Source organism: Lysinibacillus sp. KCTC 33748 (assembly GCF_002237755.1).
Lineage (GTDB): Bacteria > Bacillota > Bacilli > Bacillales_A > Planococcaceae > Lysinibacillus.
Genome location: NZ_MWSJ01000028.1, coordinates 1 through 19,424, shown reverse-complemented (window position 1 = coordinate 19,424; position 19,424 = coordinate 1). Strand labels below are relative to the sequence as shown.

The window sequence follows — 19,424 nt, the reverse complement described above, 5'->3', positions numbered from 1 at the left end:
TTTAAGCAGCCACCTCCTTTAACTGTTCATCAATATCAAATGCACCTTCTACCGTGATAACTCTAAATTGAATTCGCATCCATTTCCCATCACGAACAAATTGCCACTCCTGGACATCTTGAATGTGTGTATGCTCCAATAATGCTGCAGTAACTTCTCGTTTAATTTCAGCTTCTACAAAAGCGCGCGGCAAGCTAGATCCTATTAAATCCTCCAATGTAGCACCGAAAGGAATATCCTTGTAAATTCTGAAACGAAAACGCTCAGTCTTTAAAACTTTTAAGATCCATTGCTTCAATGTTTCAAGACCATGAATTGCAACCATCTTTCCATTACGAATTACAAAGTCACCTTTATCAAAATCATATAAAAAAGACTTACCAAGTGGCGGCAAGTCTATTTCAGTTTCCTGTGTATTAAATTCAAGTTCTGCAATCTTAGGTAACATCAAACTTCACCGCCTTATCGATAACATAATAGAGTTCATCATCAGCTGTTGGTATTAAAATAACTTCATCACCGTTAATTAAGCCTTTATTAATAATTGTTTCAGTAAATATTAAATGCTCATTATCTAAAGTGATTGTTTCGTTTAGCTGTATATTTGTATTTGGTGGAGGTGATATGACAATTCCAGTTGTCATAGATTTTGAAGTACCTGCAGTGCTGGCACCACCACCACCGCCATTTTTAATTATCACAGCTAGTTCAGTTATTGCATCCATTTACTTCACCTCTAAGCTAGGCTTCATCGTGTGGATTCCTTTGCTGATTGTATGCAACACATCTTTAATTAAAAATGTACCCTTAATGCCTGTCACTGGCTCCTCTAATTTAAACAGGCGTCCAGCTCTAAAATTATCATCACCCATTAATTCAACATCATTTTCCTCTATAACTTTTGAAAACTGCTTTAATTCATTTTCAGCAATCTGTTTAGCGCTTTTCTTCTCATTCTGATCTAGCTTAACTACTTTAGTAATTCGGCCATATTTCTCAACCATTTTATTATCCGTTTTTGTTAAAACAACTTTATCATTGTTGCCTACAATCTGAATTGTGTTGGCCATGTCCACAATGCTACGTTTTTTAGATGGATTCATAATAGCTGAATGGATGTCGTACTTTGTACCACCTGCATAAAGTTGAAATGTTCCAGTAACTACTACATTACTTTGTTTTTCGATATATAGTTTACCCTGGCGCATTTCCATTAAATATTTCACGCCTAACGATTTTTCTGCAGTCTCTAAAATGTCTTTAATAATTTCACTTACTTTTTTATCGTTATAAATTTGTGCTATTGGTTTAGGAATAGATACAATTTTACCAATTTGAATATTAAAGTCTTTAGCTATTTTCTTAATACAGGCATCCGCAGATAACTTTTTAAATTGATATACAGCTGTGGATTTATTTAAATAAAAGGCATAGTCAAATCCAATGTATGAAATAGGAGAAGTACCACTCTTTACCTCGTCCACAATAATAACACGCGTGATTTCTTTTCCGTTGTTAAGCAAAACAACCATATCGCCTATATCGCACGGATTCACTGGAAAGTAATTTGTATCATTGAAAGCAATGCTAAAATTAAGTTCATCCCCTAATTCCGCCATGTTACTACGCCAGGTTAGAGTGCCTATCATTGGTGTTATATTCGTCTTAGTACCACCCTTGATTAACCATAATTCGTGGGCCATCATTTCACCTTCTTCTTTTCAAGATTAATAAACTTAAATTCTGATAGGCTGAGACTGTAATAAATATCGCCCGACCCATCTTGCGGGCCATATTCAAAGTTTTCAATAGTCATTGCTAAATTAATTGGTGTGTTTGTGATGATTAAACGAATAGGGACTCTCTTATCAATCCAAGATTCAATGATTTCAACGTATTCCCAACCTTTATAGGCTCGATTTCGAGAAAAAGGATAATGTTTTAAAGGGAAAAAGGTTTCAATTGTTAAAGCCTTCAATCCCCTACGGCCAATTACTTTAATATCGCCCTGGTTAATTGTTGTGAATGTTTCATTATTCATCGGGCTAGGTATTTTAAATTCAGCTGGCACTATAGGAAGTTGAATTATTTGTTTGCGATTATTGATACTTAAAAATATATCCATCTTTTCAACCTCCCTACATATTGGCCAATCTTAATTTAAGCATTGGTACAAACTCTTCCACAACTTCTTGTGCTGTTACACCTTTAGCGTTCAAATTTTGAATAATAACAGTTACGCCACTTGTTTGACTTTGAGGTGAAACATTAGGTGAACTTGTAACCGTTGTTCCTCCTGTTGATGTGGTTGGCTGAATCATTTTGTCAATGTTGTCTATGTTTCCACCTGCAGCGCGAACACGTTCAGCTTGTCTTGCTGGAATAATCATTTCATCTTTGTGGATTTGTGCTAAATGATCGTTAGGTATGCGATTTGAACCAACATCATACTGTGGAACACTCCCACCAGCTGATTGCTTGTTAATTTTATCGACACCTGCTTTAACATCTCCCCAACTGACTTTAGGTATAATAGGGATATTTACACCAGGAATTTTATTGATTACTTCAATTAATTTGTTAATCTGGCTAATGACGAAATTCACACCTGCTCCAGCTGAGCGTTTAATAGCGTTCCAAGCTGTTTCCCAACCATTCTTAACTGTGTCCCAGTTACGATATAACAAGACACCAGCGGCAACCACTGCAGCGATACCAACAACCACCCATGTAAGAGGACTCGCAAGCATAGCTGAATTCATTGCCCACTGTCCAGCTGTCGCTAGGCCCATAGCTGTTCTAAAACTACTAATCATTGTTGAAACTGTTGAGATTACTTTCAGGGCGCCCATTCCTGTAGCTACAACGCCTACCGCTGTACTTACACCAATAAGAGTTTCTTTGATTGGACCCCAATTCTCTCTTACCGTGTTACCAAATTCGAACGCCTTTTCAACAACGCCCTGAATTGCTGGTACAAGTTCATCAGCTTTGTCAGCAACACTTTGTAAAAACTCCTGCGCTCCTGCTCCGTTTACAACATCGGCAATTCCTGTCTGTAACTCTCGCCAGGATGAAACTAGCCTATTTTTTAAGCTTCCTTCAACTTTGGATGATGCAGCATCGGTCGCCCCTTCAAAGTCTTTCATAGCTTCTTTCGATCCAAGCATTGCGTACATGGCTCCAGACTCCAAGTCCTCCCATTTTGTACCGAAAAGTGAAACGGCCAATTGGTTAGCAGTAACCTGGTCATCCATACCTTGTAACTCGGCTGTTACAGCACTTGCAACCTCAGCTACAGTTGCTTCGCCTCTATTGAATGATTCCCAAAGGTCAAATGTTGATTTACTCATGGCTGACATTGTTTCATCTGTTGATTTCGAGCCGTCTTTAACCCTGATTTGAAACTCTTTCATAACATCATTCACGTAGTCCAGATTGTAAACACCAGCTTTTGAGCCTCGTTCCATGATGCCGAAATATTCTTCTGCGCTATATCCCATATTGCCAAATAAAGATGAGTACTCGGCTACATTGTCAAACATCTCATTACTAAAGTTCAAACCACGTTGGCCACCTGCAGTAAATAAGTCAAATGCTTTATCTGCAGATATTCCGAATGCTTCCATCATATTGTTCGTACCGCGAGTGACTTCGTTTACATCAGAATCAAAAGTTTTACCTAATAACATTGCTTTGGAAGTAACATTACTAAGTTCCCCATTATCGATATTCTTCATGTTTTGTTTTACACGCGCTAATGCATTTGTTACTTCATCAATGTTTTCTCCGTACCCTTTGTTAAATACTTCTTTTGCGGCACTTCCGTACACTTCCATTTGCTCAGCGGTTGCACCTGTTTGAGCTTGTAACATATCTAAAGAGCTTCCCATGTCCAAGATAGATTTACCAACACCCACACCAAATGCTGCAACTCCTGCAGCACCTAACGCTCCAGCACCCATTGCCACCGTTTTAAATGCCTTAGTAGCACCTTGCCCGAAACGTTGTATTTGATTTCCTACCCTGGTAACACCTCGGCCAAAATCATCTGATCGCTCACTAGCACGCTTTAAATTGCTGGAAAAATCACGATCTTTCAATGTTAAGATTGCAGATATAACCCTTTTTCCCATTTCCTCACCGCCTTTAGCAAAAGAAAAAAGCTAGAACGGTATTGTTGCAATCGCTCCAGCTTTCCAATGTTTATTTCTTTCTTCCAATTCCTTGTCCAAACTTGCTGTCATAAACAGCTTTTCGTCATAAGGCAAATTTAATAACTCATCAAGCTTACGCCCTTTTTGAAGATAGTGATGAAGAAAATAAAAATCATCATCACTATCAATTAGTTTTTTATAGCTTTAACTCCGCCTTTTTTGTACCCTGCTAATTCAAGTGCCATGCCTGATAATTGTTCAATTTCACCAGGATCAAAGATTTTCGCCACGATGTCGGTTGGTAATGTACAACCGTATGCTTTCTGTAATTCTGCATCTTTCAAATCTGGTTCAACCATCGTGTTATACACCATGTACGCATCTGCGTCTGTATCGTTATTTTCATCACGAGCCATTTTCATTGTATCGATACATAAAGACTTTTCAGGTTTACGCAAAACAACTTCAACGCCTAAACGCTCTACAATCAATGTCTCAGTGACATCATCCTTCACTTGGTATTTTTCTTTCTCTTTCATTAAATCCGTAACTGATAATCGTTTGATTTCTTTTTTAGTCATAATAATTTTCCTCCGTTATATTTATTTAGGCGCTAATTAAATCGATAGGATCGTAATCTGCGAAGCTAAATGGCAATTCTTCAGACCCGACAGATTTTTGAGCAAATTGCATTAACATGAATTCATTGAAAGTTACTTCTTTAATGGCTATGCGCTCAGAACCTAAAGCGTCAGGATCGGCAAGCTTGCCCACGATATTAACCTCAGGTACTTTTCCCTTTTTTACATCAGCTGCTAATAACTTTGCTCCTCGGCTATACACTTTTTTCACTTTTAAAGATCCTTCACCTGTCCAACCTGTCATTTTTTTATGAGTGGCTGGATCTTCTGCCATGTCTACATCTTCGAAATTAATAGAAACTTTAGCTTCAAATTCCTCAACATCTAGCCATTTTTCATTATTTACCCACACACTACCGTAAGTACCGTTAATCACTTGATTAGATTTGAATTTTTTAGTCATATGTTCCCCTCCTTAAATCGCAATATCTAGATCTAAATCCTCCATAGCATCAACAATTTTGATTTTCCCACCTAAAAATACGTTTCGTTTAAAGGTTCTTTCTTTTACTTTTTGATCGTCCCAATCGGATGTATCAACGCTTATCTTTTCCCATGCAGCACGTTGTTTTTTAACACTTACCTCTGCTAAGTTATCAAAGTTAGAATCTAGTATTTCTTGATCTCCTAACCCTGTAAAATACACATTGATAGATTGGAAAAATAGTACCTGATTGTCATAGGTGTTGTTTAATTTACCGATGTAATATTTATCAAATGTTGTTCGTATATCGTCTTTAATCATGTCCTGCACTTCCATCACACGAATAGATTTAAAGTCTTCCGTTTTTACCCCTATAAGTGTCGTTAAACTATTTACACCTCGTCCAATTTTAATAACTTCGCCATCATTGATAAGAATAAGTTCACCGTTGTCAACGGCTTCATCAGGATCTTCTAATTCTGTGATAGTATCGATTTCAGGAAGTTCATAATAAGTAGCTGAACGAGTAAACGGCAACCCTGCTAAAATCCCAGCAATTCGGCATGTATAATCAGATGTTGTATACTCTTTCTCACCGACTTTAATTCCTGCAGTTGTGAAGTTAATTACCCCTTCATGATCGGCTGGGGTGTTAGGTAATACAGCTTTAAAGGTCTTTTTCTGATTACGCTTGGATTTGACCCAAGAATCAATGATTGCTGAGTCCTTATCTTCAATACCTGGAATAGCCAAGTAATTAAAGCGTTTATTATTTAATCGTACCAATGCGTCAGTGTAATTCTCTGCAGTCGTTGGCAATCGTTCAATAATAATTTTGCTTGGTGTACCCATAAACGTTTTCTGAATGTAATCTAAATTTTTTGGAGACCATTCATCCATTTCTATTTCGTCAAAACTTTTGTACACCACCGTGTCAGCTGTCTGCACTTCATCTTTTAGAATCAAAGCTACAATCCCTAACTGACTACGTTTGATAACATTCTCGGCTTTACCAATAAACTCAATATTAATAGCAGGTAGGCCCATTTTTTAATCCCCTTCCTCAACCAATTCACCCATAAGCTCAATTGGATATTTTTCATAAAAATCTTTTCCATTCTTTATTTCATCTTCGATACCAATGTCTTCATTTTCGTATTCACGGCCATCAAAGAATAGAAGATCAAATTCAAACTGTAGCACACCATCAATTTCATCAAAATACGGTTCGACTATGTCTAAATGACGACCTTCCACACTAAATTTAAGATCAAATAAATCGCCTATCTTTTCTTGAACATCTAATAATTCAATCGTGCTATCATTTTCATCTGCAGGAAAATAAAAAATGCGAACCGTGCAAGACTTTTCAACTTGTGTTAAATAGCCCTCACGCTTCACATTATCTAATTCCACTTTAAACGATGGCCGTGTAAATCCTTTGTTTACAGATTTACTTGAAACCTTTAATCCATTGAAGTTTGTTTTTAAGTTTCTGGTCACTGTTGTTCTGATATTTTCGAATGTAATCATAGTTTCTTTTTCTTCAACAGATCATCAAGCCATTTCACTGTTTCCTTTTCAACGTCACCTGAGCTTTCAAAATCTCGCATTCCTTTGTCTAAAGGTTTTTTACCTTGCACAAAATCACCTGTTTTATTGCCCTCATGGTCTACCATCCAATGCCCGTCCTCAATCAAGTGAGCGTGTGGAGATGAATTGTAAACACGTACAACCAGCTCGCCCTGATAACCGACAAAGACTTTTCCTCGTTTCCACTTTTTGTGGTACATACCTGTTTTCTTTTTTACGAGACTTCGAGATTTTTTAGCTACCGTTGCCCTTGCTTTTGAGCCAATTTTACGCATCAATTTTGGAGCTTCTTTTGGCATCTCCTTTATTGCTATATCATACAAATCCTTCTGAAAGTCAGTTAAACCGTTCATTTGAATGCTCAATTCAACACCTCCTGGACAAAGATTTCTAGCCACTCGTTTTCAAAATAAGGATTGAGAATATATTTAATTTCAAATTTATGACCCTTAAATCTAATCTGCATTTCTTTTGAAATGAATTTCCCAGCTGAATATCTCACCTTAATTTTGTGTGTAACATTCGTAAGGACGGTTTCAACTACTTGTTTTTGAAGCGACCCTGTTTGTGGAATTATAGATGACCATATCTTTTCGATCTCCTCAAATTCATTGGTTGTTTCGCCTAATCGATTTTCGACCTCGACATTACCCCAAATACTAATCCTTTTATTAAGGTTATTAGCTTGTTGTTTCGGCATAACTATACACCTCCTGAACAATAAAAGGTGTAATCGCATCAAGTGCTTTTTTCATTTCATCCTCTGCTACTCGGTATTCATACATAATTCCTGCAACCATCAGTACCAAGTATTCTTGTTCTGCGCCAGTTGCATTTTTCACATAACGCCTGGCATTTCTTAAATAAAAGGACAGTGAAGAATCCTCTTCACCATCCTCTCGAATGTGTTCCTTAAATTGTTCTAATAACTGATCCATCTAATCAGCTCCCTGGTTTAGTCGCTCCCACTTCATAACGGTAAACAGCTGGTTCGAATGGTGAATAGATTAATTGACCATCGATAAGGTTGTAAATTTGGAAACCGACTTTATTTGTGCCTGCATATTTTTCAACAAGCTTTTGAAGCTCCATGCCACCTTTAATCTCTTGAATGTGGAAGGCTTTGAAATCTCCAAAGTAGAATACTGGTTTTGTTGAATCTTCGCCATCAGCTGCATCCGTAAAATCTAAATTATGACCAAGTAATTTATACCCTAAGCCATCAGGTGTCTCGTAAAGAAGTGGTCGGCCATTTGCATCTAGTAAGCCCTCAAGAGCAGTCAGAGCCGCGCCATTTACAATCCACATTGCTTTTTTACGAACTTCTGTTGTTACTTGACCTTTCATTTTAACAAGCTGAGAATATAGCTTATTTGATAACCCTGCAGCCTCTAAATCCACTGGAACAGTTTCATAGAATGCAACGGCTTTCTTAGCGAGTGCGCCAGGGTTTTCATTACCTGAATCATTACCATTGAACATGTAATTTGTTTCTTTACGCACATAAGCTTTTTTCAATTCATCAATTACAATCTGCTCAATTTTTACCCCTGTACGTTTTAGTAATTTTTTCGTGATTGTAGCAAGCGCATCAAATTCAGCTGGATCTAAATCGATAGAATCAAACTCAATATCTGTTTCTTCGATTTCATCACCTTTACCGCGTTCTTTTTTACGTACATTTGCCTCTGCTTTCTTAACAAGTACAGGGTACTTAACATCTGCATCTGTGGCTACATACGAACCGTGTTTACGTAGTAAATTTTCTTCTTGTGCATATGTGATAACTTCTTTAGCAATCTCCACAGGGACAGTTACTGAGCCATTTCCTGCTTCAATGCCAAGTGATCGCGCCTCTCCTTCTGAGATATTACCAACAACGAAATTAGCGAATGCGGAACGAATTTCAGCTTCACGCTTCTTAGTAGACGTAGCATTTCGCGTTGATAAGGCACTTTGAATAGCATTAACTGCAGATCGTGCAGACTGAGACATACCACCACTGCGATTTTCTGGATCAGATTTAGAGTTAGATTTATTCTTGTCTTTGTCTTTGTCTTTGTCTTTGTCTTCGTCCTCTTCTTCGTCCTCTTCGTCTTTCTCTTCATCATCTTTATTACCTTTATTATCGGCACTACGATTTTCAGGTTCTTCATTACCTGGATTGTCTTCTAAATCAGCAAGGGCTTGTTCTGTTTCCGTAAGCTCTACAGAAATTTCTTCAATCTCAGCATTAACACCTTCGATTGCATCTTCTGCGATATTTCCAGCCTCTAATTGTGATCGTAATTCTGTTAAACGACCTTTTAAACGTTTCTGTAATGCTTTTAATAGTTTTTTATTCATGCTTGTTTTCCTCCAAAACTGAGTTTATTTTTTGTATTAATTTCAATCGTGTTTCAATCGATTTATTAGCTTCTTTTGAACGCAACGATACTTCTGTATCTTCATATGCTGGAATACTTACAACGCTGATTTCATGTAATTCAACGCTGTTAATTGTTCGAACAGGTATTTCAGGTTCCCAATCCCACGATTCACCAGTAGGAATAAATCCAAAAGAACATTGCGATATATCACCACGTTTTAAGCTTTCGGATAAATCCCTGGCCAATGTTGTATTTGGTAAATCTACCTCAAATTTAAGCCCTTTAGCGTCCTCTGACAGGCGTAATGTTCCACTCTTGGTTCGTCCTAACACGTTGTTCCAATCATGGTTAAACAGCGCGCGAATATCTTCATTTGAGACAATCGCCTCTGCAAATGCTCCTGGTTCAATAACTTCTGTGAACGTTCCACCAATATCAGTTGGGGAATTAAATACAGCTGCATAACCTTCAATTACATTTGATTCTGAATCGCCCTGGCTCCTGGTTTGAAGGCCTTGAATATCAAGTGTCCGAATCTCCTTTTGCTTGGCCACCCTCGTCACCTCCTTTCAAGCTGTTATCAGTAGCTTTATTAATGTCTTCACCTGCGATTAAATCTTTGGAAATGTACAACTTCATTGATTCCTCGGTGAATAATCGGTCAAAGCCTAGTAAGCCATCGCGAGCATCGTCAGGTGTAGCGACCATTGTTCTAACCAGGTTATAAGCAATATTTGTTTTCGTGCTGTACGGTACAAAGTCCAAAATATTAATCTTGAATTTCAACCGTAAATTTGAATTTGGGCCGAAAAAAAGAAGACTCAAATGGTCTTCGAAATTTTGCATTATAGATTTAACAGATTTATTGTGTAAGTACATCATGGCTTTCTCTAAGTCCGTCTTTAACATTGCTCGATATGTTTCAACATCGATATTTAAAAACTTTCCAAGATCCTTTTTATAAACATTTAAGTATGAGAGTATTTTTGCATCATCGATAGGGCTTTTAAGCTCATCAATCTCATAGCCTTTACCCAACGGAATGAGTTTAATTGTGCGACTTTCATCAATACCCTCTAACTGATCCAGTATTGAATTAATTAGAATCGATTGAGCACCATTTTTAGGGTTGATATGAGCGTCTAATTTTAATAGGAACGCTAGAATGCCACCCTTTTTATACTTATCTGTAAGCACCTTTTCAGCGCTCATAACACCTTCTAACGTGTCCTTCCCTAACTGCTTTAATCCAACACCTGTTAAATGGTTTAGCCCTATATTCTTAATGTGCCGAATCATCTTAGAAGGTATTTCAGTTCCGTTGATTTTAAAACGCTCCTCTAAATTACTGTCTAATTCAGCATCTACATTCGATACAATGTGAATCTCCTTGCCTGTGTAAAAAGGAAACACTTCTCCCTCAACTAAATAGGTGTTTACCATAAGCTTCATAAATTCCGTACCGGTTAAATATTTGTTAGGATTCCGCAGCACTTTTAAAATCGGATGGTTCGTAATATCTTTGCCTGTGTCCTGGTCTTCAACAACTACCTGAGCCAATGTAATTTGATTACTTATGTCTTGCAGCAACTCATAAACATCACTTGAGTGTAAAATATTTTCGTCATCAGCAAACCATCCATTTAACCTAACACTTCCACCTATTGAATCCTCGATTAATCCTCGCTTCTCAACTTGGCGTACTAAAAATCTTGAAAACCTATCCCTTATTCCCACTATCTCACCTCTTTTCTAAACCTATTTAACCCTTCATCTGACAAAATATGATAATATATTCCCGGTAAGGAGGTGACAAATCATGACACAAATTCCATATGCTCACTCAAATGGCCATCTATCTGTAAAAGTAGATTTAAAACACGCTGCTGAAGTTTTTCTAGTAGATTCAATTAATTTCAACAGGTACGAATCAGGGCTAGATTACACATATCACGGCGGGTATTATACAGAAACACCTGTAACTATAAACGTAAAAGGTGTTGGAAGATGGTATCTTATTGTCAACAATGATGGCGAGTATTATAACTATAGTTTTTATTAACAAAACCAAAACAGACTACCTTTTTATATGGTAGTCTGTATCACCGATAGATTGATTTCACATACTCATCTAATCCATCCATACTTTCAGCCATCATGTTTAATGTCTCTTTATGAGCAATTAAAAAAGCAACAAAACCGTCAATATGTTCAGGACTTTTTCGCTTGGATGGTGTTTTTAAATTATTGATATTTGTAATTACTTTGGCATTTGAAGCACAGAAAACAAGTAACGGATTATCTGTTATTACTTTGTCTTGTAAAAGAAGAATTTCGAAATCGTCAAATGGCTCGTTCATTACAGCTGGATACTGCGGCACTTCTACACATGGTACACCTAACATTTCCCACTGTTCAACAAGCTTTTCGGCCAATGCAGGATCATAATTTATTTGGCGTAAATCGAAATTATCAAATACCCACTCAACATATTCATTCACCATATCTTCACTTACTGTTTTACCAGGGCATAATGTCACGAATCCTTTTTCTGCAAGTTCACGATATGGAACATTACGCTGCAGCTCTTTCTCTTCAATCCCAAACTCAGGAATAAAATACATCTGCTTCACTTTTAAGATTGGTTCGCCATCATCATCATCAAATGTCGGCACATTAATATTCACGCATGTTAAATCGGTGCGTCTTGATAAATCGACTCCAATAACGCACGTTAAACCTTCAATTTCGCCAAGATCATCAACAGTCATTTTTTCTAATTGGTCAAGGTCAAAATAAGTCTCGGCATAGTTCACGAATATATTTAAATGCTTAGATAAAAACTCGGCACGGTTAAAGCTGTTGTTTTGAGCCTCTAGAAACGCATTTTCTAAAAATGTCATGTTTACAGAAACTCCGATATTCGGATTTACCATGCGCCACACTTCGCGATCTTCCCAATCATAGCCCTTGTTCGGTTCGTATATCATCACAAACCAAGAATCGTCATTATCGTTCTTCATAGCCTCTTTAGCATAGGCGTGTATTTGAGCGCCCAATGCTCCTGTTTGCTTTCCAGCTGTTGTTGTGATGATGTTCAAAGGTTCTTCCTGGGCAATTTGAGCAGAACGCAAGTTATCATACTGCTCGCGATCCATTTGGGCATGTACTTCATCAAAATAATTACAGTAAGGATTTTTACCCTCGTTCCCTGCGTTATCTTTTGTTAGAACTTTTAATGTGTTGGCATATTTTATGCCGTCTTCAACAAAGGTGTATTTAACAGATCTGACCGAATCCTCTTTACCCTTGTAAATTCGTGTACCTGGACGCAAATCAGGGCTATTTTCAATCGTTAGGCCAATAGGAATAGCTGCATTTTGGCATTGTTCAAATGTATTGGCTGATATATAAAAGTCAGCGCCTTTAACACCCTCGCCATACATGCCATAAATTACAGGACTACCGCCCATAATTGTTTTACCGTTTTTCTTTGGCACCTGTAGATATGCATTTCGAACAACTCGCACAGCTTTTCCAAATTCATTTTCACGCTGCCATCCGTAAATATTAGCAAAGTAGAACTTTTGCCAAGTTTCCAAGATTAAAGGTTGGCCAGCCCATTTCCCTTTCGCGTGTTTCAAGAAAGTTTCGGTAAAATAAAGCATGTCATTGGCTTTGTCATTATCAAACCAAATATCCTTGCGCTTCTTCCATCGTTTATAACGCTTCACCATTTGTTTGATACTGTGAGGATAGGCTTTTGGATTAGATTCAAACTCTTTTACAAATTCATCAGAATAATTCACTTCAAAATCAATCATGATTGCATTTTCCTTTGTCTAAATTGTACAAGTTTGCTACTTTCATTTTCGTTTTCGTCAGGGGTAGGAACATTGTTCTTATCCTCGTCACCTTTAGCAAGTAATGTTCCTGATTTTTTTATGAGATCTTTGTTTTTGCCATCTAATCCAAGTTGACCAAGTAAACGAGCTAATTCTTTTCGTAGCTTCTCAGTATTTTCACCAATTTCTTTTGCTTGTTCGTATTCTTCGAAACAATCCAGGTACACTTCAATTAGCAAATCTAAAGCAGGTGAATAGGTTCCAGCCTCAACCAATGAGTCAATAATTCGTTTTTGCTGTTGTTCACGATTAGAAGATTTCTGTTTTGTCACACCTTCATTTGTCACGGTGCTGTGACATTCCTCAGAAGCCATTTTTTCAATCCATTCATAACGGCTTTTCCACTTTCTAACCGTAGACTCTGCAGCACCGACAGCCGTTGCTATCTCTGCATTTGAAAGACTTCCTTCACTCTCTTTAAAAAGCTCAAATGCCTGTTCATATTTTTTGGTCAATACCTATTCACCTACCTTTGTCACACTTAAATTTTTTCAAAAAATCTTTTTGAGGCGCGCAATTACATGCTCATACGGTCTACAGAAAAATGGACAAAAAATTAATTTGATAGGGGGGGCTATCGCTAATTAATCACCAATTAAACTTATATTTTGTATTTGATTTTGTCTCATTCTCGACTATCATGTGACACTTAGGACATAGTGTTGTCACGTTATCAGCATCGAGCTTTAGGTCAGGCCTAACATTGATCGGTATGATGTGATGGTGTTGTGCTGTCTTACCAAACACAAACTTATTACATCGTGTACATCTTCCTTTATCTCGCTGATAACATTCAGACTTTAAATCCCTCCATGCCTCAGTACTATAGAACGGCTTATTGCTGGCACCTACATTCCTTTTCTTTCGTCTATGCTTATCACAATACCTACCCTTGTCTATTAACTGTCGGCATCCTTGCTCACTACAATATTTCATTCTGCATCAGCTACTAACTGCGCCTCGATATATTCACGGATTGTATCAGGCTTCTTTAGATTACCTGGCACTTCGATATTGTTTTCTTCTGCAAACTCTCTCAGCTGTGTAGCAGTCATACCATCTAAATTAATTACGTGTTCTACAACTGACGTAGCTGGTTCACCTGTGCATAACATTGACTCTGGATTCTCAGTCACTTCAAATGATGGATCCTTACCTGCAGGTATAAATATTATTTTCTTATCTTTATTGCACCAGTACTCTGTGCCGTTAGCTGTTGTGCGATATGATACTTTCATTGTTATTCACTCCTTCCTCCTCTTCTTTCATCAACTCACCATTTGATTCATAACGCCTAACCTCTATAAATTCATTACCTTGTAACTCCATTTCAAGAATCGCTACATCGTCTGTCGATTCAAATTCGTTACTTGCTTCGACTGCACTTTGTAACGTTGTAAAGAATCGTCCTTCTGATAATGTCCAATTGCTTAATGCGAATACGTCATTGATATTGATTGTTACTTTTGCTTCTGCCACTGTTCATCCCTCCACAATTCATAATGATTAGCTCATTAGCTTTTATAGTCTGTTTAGCTTTCGACTTTACATCTTCAAGACTGCACACCCTATTCATAACCCCACGATTATCGTCTGCGATTATTTAATGGTCGATAGGATATACAGTCTTCAAGGCATAATAAAAAGCCGCAACTCGTAGTGAGTGCGACTTTACCAACTAATTATTCATATCTAAATAACTTCATATCTTCCATCATCAATTCAGCATGCCATTCAGCTTGATCCTGTTGGTATTCTTCAATCGTATATTCATACCTAGAGTCATCAACATAATCATTAAACTTTTCAATATGAACTTCGAAAAAGTCACACACTACAGTGTAACAGAATTTTAATGTTTCAATTAGTTCTGAAACTTCTTGCTCATTAAAGCTTAGACTAAAATGCATTAATTTATTTCTAATCTTATTTAATTCAAATATTGCATTTCTCATATTATCGTCTATTTCTACATCACATAAAAATTCGATTCGAGCTAATGCTTCTTTTAACGATACGGTTTGGAGATTAGGATCTACTTCGAAAACATCCTTTTTATTACCCTTTTTCAAACTTTCTTTTGCCTTTTGATAATCTTTAATATTCGTAAACATTAAAGCAGCACTTCTCTCTGCCAACATTACTTTCAATAGAATTTCTATACCATGATTCAAAAAAATTACAGCGTCTTTTAAATTATGGGCGATTCCATCTACAAGATCGTCTAATTTTTCTATGCAAGAATGAGCCCCTTTTATAGAATCTGCACCATTTCCCAACAAAGAAAATCCTATTAGTTTTTGATCTTTTTGTTCTCCAAAAGTTTTTTCCATTTTTATCGCCTCCATCTACCTATACATCATAAGACAAATGGAATGATGTGCCAATAATACAAATCTGATACACATAAAAGAGACTACCAATTTAGTAGCCTCTCATGCTTGTTTTCGAAACACACATACAAGCGAACGTGTTTATATTTGTAAAGCAATTAATTTATAGCGCATTTCCGTGCGCTTTTTGATACTACTATCATATAACGGTTTTTCAATAGATTCAGCCACTACATAGTAAGGTACTATTTTAATACATTACTTAGATGATACTTTTTCAGCATACTGCATCATACGCATGATATTAGCGTGTTTCATCTTAATGTAGTTTGTACTGTAATTCAATTCATAAGCAATCATTTCGAGCGTCTTGCCTTCCACATGCTTACGATACAGTATTTTATATTCAAGCCCATTGAATGTACTAATAAGGGTTTTTAAATCATGAAGATCATTAAATTTATGAGCTAATTCATATTCGATTGCTTCAATTTTTTCTTCTACATTTGCACCTAATGATTTAGCTTCAAGCTTGTACTTACCTAAGTCATTTACATTTTCCCAACGTGCTAATTCACGTTTTGTTTTATCGAGATTGTATTCAAGGTAAGTAATTTGTTCTTCAAGCTTTCGATAATCCTTCAACCATTCGTACATGTGCAGCACCTACCTTGTTTGTTTATTTTATTTAAAGCTGTACTTTTATTTTTAAAATCTATTTCACAGGCAATTCACTATACAAACATAGCTATCACATCATAATAATAGTAAGGTAAAGCTAATTTAGCCTTACACCTCCTTACCTTTTTACTTAGGGTCACTCCATCCCAGGTGGCCCTTTTTTTATTGTCTTATCTCATAAAAATATATTTTTTAATGCCCATAGCTGATTGGTTTAACAACCATACTCCTTCTCTGCAGCCAACATAATATATAGTAATAGTAAAAAGGAGGTGTTTTTTATGGGATACTATGGTGGAAATGTTGGTGGCATAAATGAAGGCTGCTATTCTGGCGGCGGTTATGGTAATGGTTCAACATTTGCCTTAATTGTAGTTCTATTTATTCTTCTAATTATTGTCGGCGCTACATTCATGATGAATACTGGATATTAACATTTCCGATTTAAGGGTCGCCATCCCAGCCTGGTGACCCTTTTATAGTTTATTTCCCCAAAGTTTTAATAAACGACTATTATCGCTTTATTGGCATGCCTGCGCTTTAATAACTTTTGAAATTTATTTAGTTCCATTTTGTAATTCCTCCAGTTTTTTAATGACTACAGTCGCATATACAGCGCCATCAATCATTTCTTCACGGAAATGTTTAAGCCATTCAATAGTTGAATGATCCATTGGATTAACCGTTGTACCATACTTGGCCATACCTTTAGCAGTCTGTAATTCTAGTAAATTTTGCATATCTCGTAATACTGGATTTGCTAAGATTTGTTCTTCTATTGTCATGCTTTTAACCTCTTTCTTCTCATACGTACTTTTATTCTTTCCAGCTATAATTCAAAAATGTCTTTCAACTGATTTCGTACCATTTTAAATTCAGTAGTGTTGTTGATAGAATTTTCACTAACTAAATTACACAATTCATTGGTTAATTGAATTAATTTATTTAGAACTTCAACTTTATTTTCATTCTGTTTAACAGTTCTATGAAACTCAGGTGTACACACTGTCATACCTTTTACAGATACAGTCATAAGAACACTCCCTTTTCTCGCAATATTCAAAGTTACATTTTAAGAAAGTGAATAATGTAACTACAAAACTCAGTCATACCAAGGGTTCACATCACCTTTTCTATCAAAAGTTACGGTTACATTATGTTTTCCAAAGCTATATATAAACTAAATCAAATTCTATGAATTATATTCATCAAATTTAATACCTGTTATATATATATATATATTTGTAACTTTGTAACTTAAGAGAATAAAGATAGTAGTACCAAGGGTTTGAGTGGGTTACAAAAAAGTTACAAAATCGTAAAAGTTACATTTTTATTTTGTAACCGAGCATTTTTTGTTAAAGTATTCATGTTATTTAGCACAATTCCGAATAGTATTAATAACTGACACAATTCATTTTTACTATAGAAACACTCTTGCTGCCTTACCGTTTATCTTCTTTACGCCGATGGATAATTCGAATTTTTCACACGTACTTTGTACAAACAACTTCCTACTCTGTACGTTCAGTCCGTTTTCCTCAGCCCATATTTCGTATTCCTCGAAGCACTCTGGACTTCTTCGACCTACAAAATAATCCTTCTGATAATCTTGGAGATACTGCAGCACACTATTGTTCTCTTCGTGGTAGTTGTCGTTGAAGTTTTTAACAATATCGGAATCTGTAAACTTCTCATTTTCATAAAGTCTCAAATAACCCTCAATAATCAATCGTAGCCAATATTCAAGTGCTTCAGTAGTTGTCAGATTCGTGATGAACCGCTTGTCCTTCTTTTTCGGCTTTGAATACATCGGTAACCAATCTACACGGCGCTTGTACGATTCACCTTTTTCAAATGATTTCAGGATATGATTACTTGTGAAAATCAGAGACGTTGTTAACTCAACCTCCCTAGACTGCTTGAATAAATTCCTTGTTGCCACATAGTCACAGGTGCTGATATTCTTCAATAATTTCATCTGTTCGTTATCTATCGGTTGATCTTGGATATCGTCACCTAAGTTTGCTAATTTACCTTGCATTGTTGTGAAATAACGTTCATCAGACATGTTCTTGATACTCAACCCTGTACAGTTCTTACTATTCAATATCGCTCGAATAATGGTTAATAGCGTACCTTTACCATTCCCACCGTCCCCGATAAAAATGAAGAATTTCCCCATCATTCGTTTAAATTCCTTGTTGACTATCAAAGGATGGGATAATATTTCTAACAAACGCAAACGATAATCAGCGTCACTATCCGTTAAATGGTCAATATACTCATCAACAGCTTTAACAGGTTCTGCGTCTGGATAGTAAAAGATATCTATATTAAATGGTGTAAATTCTTGATATTCCACTTCGATGAATTTACCATCTCGTAAAATACCGTTTTTAAACTTAATGTCGAATGTTATATTAGAGTCAATTAGCGGCGCTCTGTACTCCATCTGTTTATATATCTCATCTACATATCTGGTTTTTTGTAATCCAACCTCTGCAAATATCAATCTCTTTAACTTGTTATCATCATTGATAAAGTCACCATTTTCAAAGTGATATAGGATATCCAGATATTTAACGACCTTATACTTCGTCATGATGAAATCTGCAATGGCTGGCTCATCATCCTTACCAGCTGTGATCTTCACATCGCGTGAAATGGTTTGAAATTCATCCTCGGATAAAGGTTTAGCGAATATATTGTTGTTAATAAACCGCAACACACTTTGCCACATAGATAGTTCATTAATTTTCATACGATGAGCGAACAAAGCTTTATTACGACCATCACCTTCGTCTAGACCTAGTAATGAGTCAAGACGTTTACGTGAATATAGAAAATCAGGTAAGTCCTCCCGCACACCTTCATTTTCAATTTCACGTAATATGCCGTTGCGCTTGATGGTTATATACTTTGTATTTGTCAGATGCTTATATTCCGTTTCAAAACCGAGCGGACACACTTTTGTAGCCCCTCTGAATCCCACAGGTTTTTTGAAGTAAAAATGACAACCTCGATCAGTCCACACAATCTGTGTTTTAACATTGAAAATACTAATCATCTTTTGAATAACTTCTTTAGGAAGATTATCAATGTCTACAATCAAATCATTATCAGTCAATACATAACCAGCATCTTTAAAGTGGTCATGATTGTCCGAGATATCAGCACCTTTGACAGCGTGTTTTAAACCTTCTTTAAATTCGATATACACATCTCATCACACCCACCGTTCCAATTTCTTGTTGATGATTTGGTAATAATGGTTTAAGTCCACTATCGTTTCGAAGTTGTCTAATTTGTCACAGTCGT

General features: G+C 36.5%; 27 protein-coding genes. 2 read left to right on the top strand and 25 right to left on the bottom strand.

The features are described from left to right. Position 1 precedes the first annotated feature (1 nt). The 15 genes from B1B04_RS22350 to B1B04_RS22280 form a co-directional block, all read right to left on the bottom strand. Positions 2 to 448, bottom strand: coding sequence for a DUF2634 domain-containing protein (locus B1B04_RS22350; protein WP_079563558.1), 447 nt, complete (start codon positions 446 to 448; stop codon positions 2 to 4). After that, positions 438 to 725, bottom strand: coding sequence for a hypothetical protein (locus tag B1B04_RS22345; RefSeq protein WP_079563557.1), 288 nt, complete (start codon positions 723 to 725; stop codon positions 438 to 440). Before B1B04_RS22345 ends, B1B04_RS22350 begins: the two co-directional genes overlap by 11 nt. Next, positions 726 to 1,703, bottom strand: coding sequence for an XkdQ/YqbQ family protein (locus B1B04_RS22340; RefSeq protein ID WP_079563556.1), 978 nt, complete (start codon positions 1,701 to 1,703; stop codon positions 726 to 728). Beyond that, positions 1,703 to 2,125: a hypothetical protein gene (locus B1B04_RS22335; RefSeq protein WP_079563555.1), complete on the bottom strand. Its 423-nt coding sequence runs from the start codon at positions 2,123 to 2,125 to the stop codon at positions 1,703 to 1,705. The genes B1B04_RS22340 and B1B04_RS22335 overlap by 1 nt, the downstream gene beginning before the upstream one ends. Positions 2,126 to 2,138: 13 nt before the next feature. Further along, complete coding sequence (locus tag B1B04_RS22330; RefSeq protein WP_079563554.1) at positions 2,139 to 4,136, bottom strand: phage tail tape measure protein; 1,998 nt, start codon at positions 4,134 to 4,136, stop codon at positions 2,139 to 2,141. Between the two features lie 209 nt (positions 4,137 to 4,345). Continuing rightward, positions 4,346 to 4,738: a phage tail assembly chaperone gene (locus B1B04_RS22325; protein ID WP_079563553.1), complete on the bottom strand. Its 393-nt coding sequence runs from the start codon at positions 4,736 to 4,738 to the stop codon at positions 4,346 to 4,348. 25 nt (positions 4,739 to 4,763) lie between these two features. After that, positions 4,764 to 5,201, bottom strand: coding sequence for a phage tail tube protein (locus B1B04_RS22320; RefSeq protein WP_079563552.1), 438 nt, complete (start codon positions 5,199 to 5,201; stop codon positions 4,764 to 4,766). Positions 5,202 to 5,213: 12 nt separating this feature from the next. After that, on the bottom strand, positions 5,214 to 6,269 hold the full coding sequence (locus B1B04_RS22315; RefSeq protein WP_079563551.1) for a phage tail sheath C-terminal domain-containing protein: 1,056 nt from the start codon (positions 6,267 to 6,269) through the stop codon (positions 5,214 to 5,216). 3 nt (positions 6,270 to 6,272) lie between these two features. Continuing rightward, positions 6,273 to 6,755 carry a phage tail terminator family protein gene (locus B1B04_RS22310; RefSeq protein ID WP_079563550.1) on the bottom strand — a complete coding sequence of 161 codons (483 nt, stop codon included), beginning with the start codon at positions 6,753 to 6,755 and terminating at the stop codon, positions 6,273 to 6,275. After that, positions 6,752 to 7,180 (bottom strand): HK97 gp10 family phage protein, encoded by a 429-nt coding sequence (locus tag B1B04_RS22305; protein ID WP_079563549.1) that lies wholly within the window; start codon positions 7,178 to 7,180, stop codon positions 6,752 to 6,754. Before B1B04_RS22305 ends, B1B04_RS22310 begins: the two co-directional genes overlap by 4 nt. Then, positions 7,177 to 7,515 carry a phage head closure protein gene (locus B1B04_RS22300; RefSeq protein WP_079563548.1) on the bottom strand — a complete coding sequence of 113 codons (339 nt, stop codon included), beginning with the start codon at positions 7,513 to 7,515 and terminating at the stop codon, positions 7,177 to 7,179. Before B1B04_RS22300 ends, B1B04_RS22305 begins: the two co-directional genes overlap by 4 nt. Next, the gene (locus tag B1B04_RS22295; protein WP_079563547.1) at positions 7,496 to 7,753 is read right to left on the bottom strand and encodes a head-tail connector protein; all 258 of its coding nucleotides are present in this window, start codon (positions 7,751 to 7,753) and stop codon (positions 7,496 to 7,498) included. Before B1B04_RS22295 ends, B1B04_RS22300 begins: the two co-directional genes overlap by 20 nt. Positions 7,754 to 7,757: 4 nt before the next feature. Then, the gene (locus tag B1B04_RS22290) at positions 7,758 to 9,161 is read right to left on the bottom strand and encodes a phage major capsid protein (protein ID WP_079563546.1); all 1,404 of its coding nucleotides are present in this window, start codon (positions 9,159 to 9,161) and stop codon (positions 7,758 to 7,760) included. Then, positions 9,154 to 9,738, bottom strand: a complete 585-nt coding sequence (locus B1B04_RS22285) for an HK97 family phage prohead protease (RefSeq protein WP_079563545.1) — start codon at positions 9,736 to 9,738, stop codon at positions 9,154 to 9,156. Before B1B04_RS22285 ends, B1B04_RS22290 begins: the two co-directional genes overlap by 8 nt. Next, positions 9,707 to 10,921, bottom strand: a complete 1,215-nt coding sequence (locus tag B1B04_RS22280) for a phage portal protein (RefSeq protein WP_079563544.1) — start codon at positions 10,919 to 10,921, stop codon at positions 9,707 to 9,709. The genes B1B04_RS22285 and B1B04_RS22280 overlap by 32 nt, the downstream gene beginning before the upstream one ends. An 82-nt stretch (positions 10,922 to 11,003) precedes the next feature. Here B1B04_RS22280 and B1B04_RS22275 point away from each other — a divergent pair, with 82 nt between their 5' ends. After that, on the top strand, positions 11,004 to 11,246 hold the full coding sequence (locus tag B1B04_RS22275; protein WP_079563543.1) for a DUF1883 domain-containing protein: 243 nt from the start codon (positions 11,004 to 11,006) through the stop codon (positions 11,244 to 11,246). A gap of 40 nt (positions 11,247 to 11,286) precedes the next feature. Here B1B04_RS22275 and B1B04_RS22270 read toward each other — a convergent pair whose 3' ends face one another. From B1B04_RS22270 to B1B04_RS22240, 7 genes are all read right to left on the bottom strand, one after another. Further along, positions 11,287 to 13,008, bottom strand: coding sequence for a terminase large subunit (locus tag B1B04_RS22270; protein ID WP_079563542.1), 1,722 nt, complete (start codon positions 13,006 to 13,008; stop codon positions 11,287 to 11,289). After that, positions 13,005 to 13,544, bottom strand: coding sequence for a phage terminase small subunit-related protein (locus tag B1B04_RS22265; RefSeq protein ID WP_079563541.1), 540 nt, complete (start codon positions 13,542 to 13,544; stop codon positions 13,005 to 13,007). Before B1B04_RS22265 ends, B1B04_RS22270 begins: the two co-directional genes overlap by 4 nt. 133 nt (positions 13,545 to 13,677) lie before the next feature. Next, positions 13,678 to 14,025, bottom strand: a complete 348-nt coding sequence (locus tag B1B04_RS22260; protein WP_079563540.1) for an HNH endonuclease — start codon at positions 14,023 to 14,025, stop codon at positions 13,678 to 13,680. Next, positions 14,022 to 14,327 carry a hypothetical protein gene (locus B1B04_RS22255; RefSeq protein ID WP_079563539.1) on the bottom strand — a complete coding sequence of 102 codons (306 nt, stop codon included), beginning with the start codon at positions 14,325 to 14,327 and terminating at the stop codon, positions 14,022 to 14,024. Before B1B04_RS22255 ends, B1B04_RS22260 begins: the two co-directional genes overlap by 4 nt. Beyond that, positions 14,299 to 14,568 carry a hypothetical protein gene (locus tag B1B04_RS22250; protein ID WP_079563538.1) on the bottom strand — a complete coding sequence of 90 codons (270 nt, stop codon included), beginning with the start codon at positions 14,566 to 14,568 and terminating at the stop codon, positions 14,299 to 14,301. Before B1B04_RS22250 ends, B1B04_RS22255 begins: the two co-directional genes overlap by 29 nt. A gap of 203 nt (positions 14,569 to 14,771) precedes the next feature. Beyond that, positions 14,772 to 15,422 carry a hypothetical protein gene (locus B1B04_RS22245; protein ID WP_079563537.1) on the bottom strand — a complete coding sequence of 217 codons (651 nt, stop codon included), beginning with the start codon at positions 15,420 to 15,422 and terminating at the stop codon, positions 14,772 to 14,774. Positions 15,423 to 15,680: 258 nt separating this feature from the next. Further along, positions 15,681 to 16,079, bottom strand: coding sequence for a hypothetical protein (locus B1B04_RS22240; RefSeq protein WP_079563536.1), 399 nt, complete (start codon positions 16,077 to 16,079; stop codon positions 15,681 to 15,683). A gap of 305 nt (positions 16,080 to 16,384) precedes the next feature. On the opposite strand from B1B04_RS22240, the gene B1B04_RS22235 reads away from it, so the two are divergent. Continuing rightward, entirely contained in the window at positions 16,385 to 16,537 is a 153-nt protein-coding gene (locus B1B04_RS22235) for a YjcZ family sporulation protein (protein ID WP_079563535.1), read from the top strand. 123 nt (positions 16,538 to 16,660) lie between these two features. Here the strand turns inward: B1B04_RS22235 and B1B04_RS22230 are convergent, their stop codons facing one another. The 3 genes from B1B04_RS22230 to B1B04_RS22220 all read right to left on the bottom strand — a co-directional run bounded on the left by B1B04_RS22230 (position 16,661) and on the right by B1B04_RS22220 (position 19,326). Then, the gene (locus tag B1B04_RS22230; protein WP_079563534.1) at positions 16,661 to 16,888 is read right to left on the bottom strand and encodes a hypothetical protein; all 228 of its coding nucleotides are present in this window, start codon (positions 16,886 to 16,888) and stop codon (positions 16,661 to 16,663) included. A gap of 44 nt (positions 16,889 to 16,932) precedes the next feature. Further along, on the bottom strand, positions 16,933 to 17,136 hold the full coding sequence (locus B1B04_RS22225; protein ID WP_079563533.1) for a hypothetical protein: 204 nt from the start codon (positions 17,134 to 17,136) through the stop codon (positions 16,933 to 16,935). Between the two features lie 390 nt (positions 17,137 to 17,526). Next, complete coding sequence (locus B1B04_RS22220) at positions 17,527 to 19,326, bottom strand: DUF5906 domain-containing protein (protein ID WP_079563532.1); 1,800 nt, start codon at positions 19,324 to 19,326, stop codon at positions 17,527 to 17,529. Positions 19,327 to 19,424: the final 98 nt, after the last annotated feature.

Coding starts and splice junctions, on each gene's coding strand:
- B1B04_RS22350 (WP_079563558.1), bottom strand. CDS start 448: ATGTTACCTAAGATTGCAGAACTTGAATTTAATACACAGGAAACTGAA.
- B1B04_RS22345 (WP_079563557.1), bottom strand. CDS start 725: ATGGATGCAATAACTGAACTAGCTGTGATAATTAAAAATGGCGGTGGT.
- B1B04_RS22340 (WP_079563556.1), bottom strand. CDS start 1,703: ATGGCCCACGAATTATGGTTAATCAAGGGTGGTACTAAGACGAATATA.
- B1B04_RS22335 (WP_079563555.1), bottom strand. CDS start 2,125: ATGGATATATTTTTAAGTATCAATAATCGCAAACAAATAATTCAACTT.
- B1B04_RS22330 (WP_079563554.1), bottom strand. CDS start 4,136: ATGGGAAAAAGGGTTATATCTGCAATCTTAACATTGAAAGATCGTGAT.
- B1B04_RS22325 (WP_079563553.1), bottom strand. CDS start 4,738: ATGACTAAAAAAGAAATCAAACGATTATCAGTTACGGATTTAATGAAA.
- B1B04_RS22320 (WP_079563552.1), bottom strand. CDS start 5,201: ATGACTAAAAAATTCAAATCTAATCAAGTGATTAACGGTACTTACGGT.
- B1B04_RS22315 (WP_079563551.1), bottom strand. CDS start 6,269: ATGGGCCTACCTGCTATTAATATTGAGTTTATTGGTAAAGCCGAGAAT.
- B1B04_RS22310 (WP_079563550.1), bottom strand. CDS start 6,755: ATGATTACATTCGAAAATATCAGAACAACAGTGACCAGAAACTTAAAA.
- B1B04_RS22300 (WP_079563548.1), bottom strand. CDS start 7,515: ATGCCGAAACAACAAGCTAATAACCTTAATAAAAGGATTAGTATTTGG.
- B1B04_RS22295 (WP_079563547.1), bottom strand. CDS start 7,753: ATGGATCAGTTATTAGAACAATTTAAGGAACACATTCGAGAGGATGGT.
- B1B04_RS22290 (WP_079563546.1), bottom strand. CDS start 9,161: ATGAATAAAAAACTATTAAAAGCATTACAGAAACGTTTAAAAGGTCGT.
- B1B04_RS22275 (WP_079563543.1), top strand. CDS start 11,004: ATGACACAAATTCCATATGCTCACTCAAATGGCCATCTATCTGTAAAA.
- B1B04_RS22270 (WP_079563542.1), bottom strand. CDS start 13,008: ATGATTGATTTTGAAGTGAATTATTCTGATGAATTTGTAAAAGAGTTT.
- B1B04_RS22260 (WP_079563540.1), bottom strand. CDS start 14,025: ATGAAATATTGTAGTGAGCAAGGATGCCGACAGTTAATAGACAAGGGT.
- B1B04_RS22255 (WP_079563539.1), bottom strand. CDS start 14,327: ATGAAAGTATCATATCGCACAACAGCTAACGGCACAGAGTACTGGTGC.
- B1B04_RS22245 (WP_079563537.1), bottom strand. CDS start 15,422: ATGGAAAAAACTTTTGGAGAACAAAAAGATCAAAAACTAATAGGATTT.
- B1B04_RS22240 (WP_079563536.1), bottom strand. CDS start 16,079: ATGTACGAATGGTTGAAGGATTATCGAAAGCTTGAAGAACAAATTACT.
- B1B04_RS22235 (WP_079563535.1), top strand. CDS start 16,385: ATGGGATACTATGGTGGAAATGTTGGTGGCATAAATGAAGGCTGCTAT.
- B1B04_RS22230 (WP_079563534.1), bottom strand. CDS start 16,888: ATGACAATAGAAGAACAAATCTTAGCAAATCCAGTATTACGAGATATG.
- B1B04_RS22225 (WP_079563533.1), bottom strand. CDS start 17,136: ATGACTGTATCTGTAAAAGGTATGACAGTGTGTACACCTGAGTTTCAT.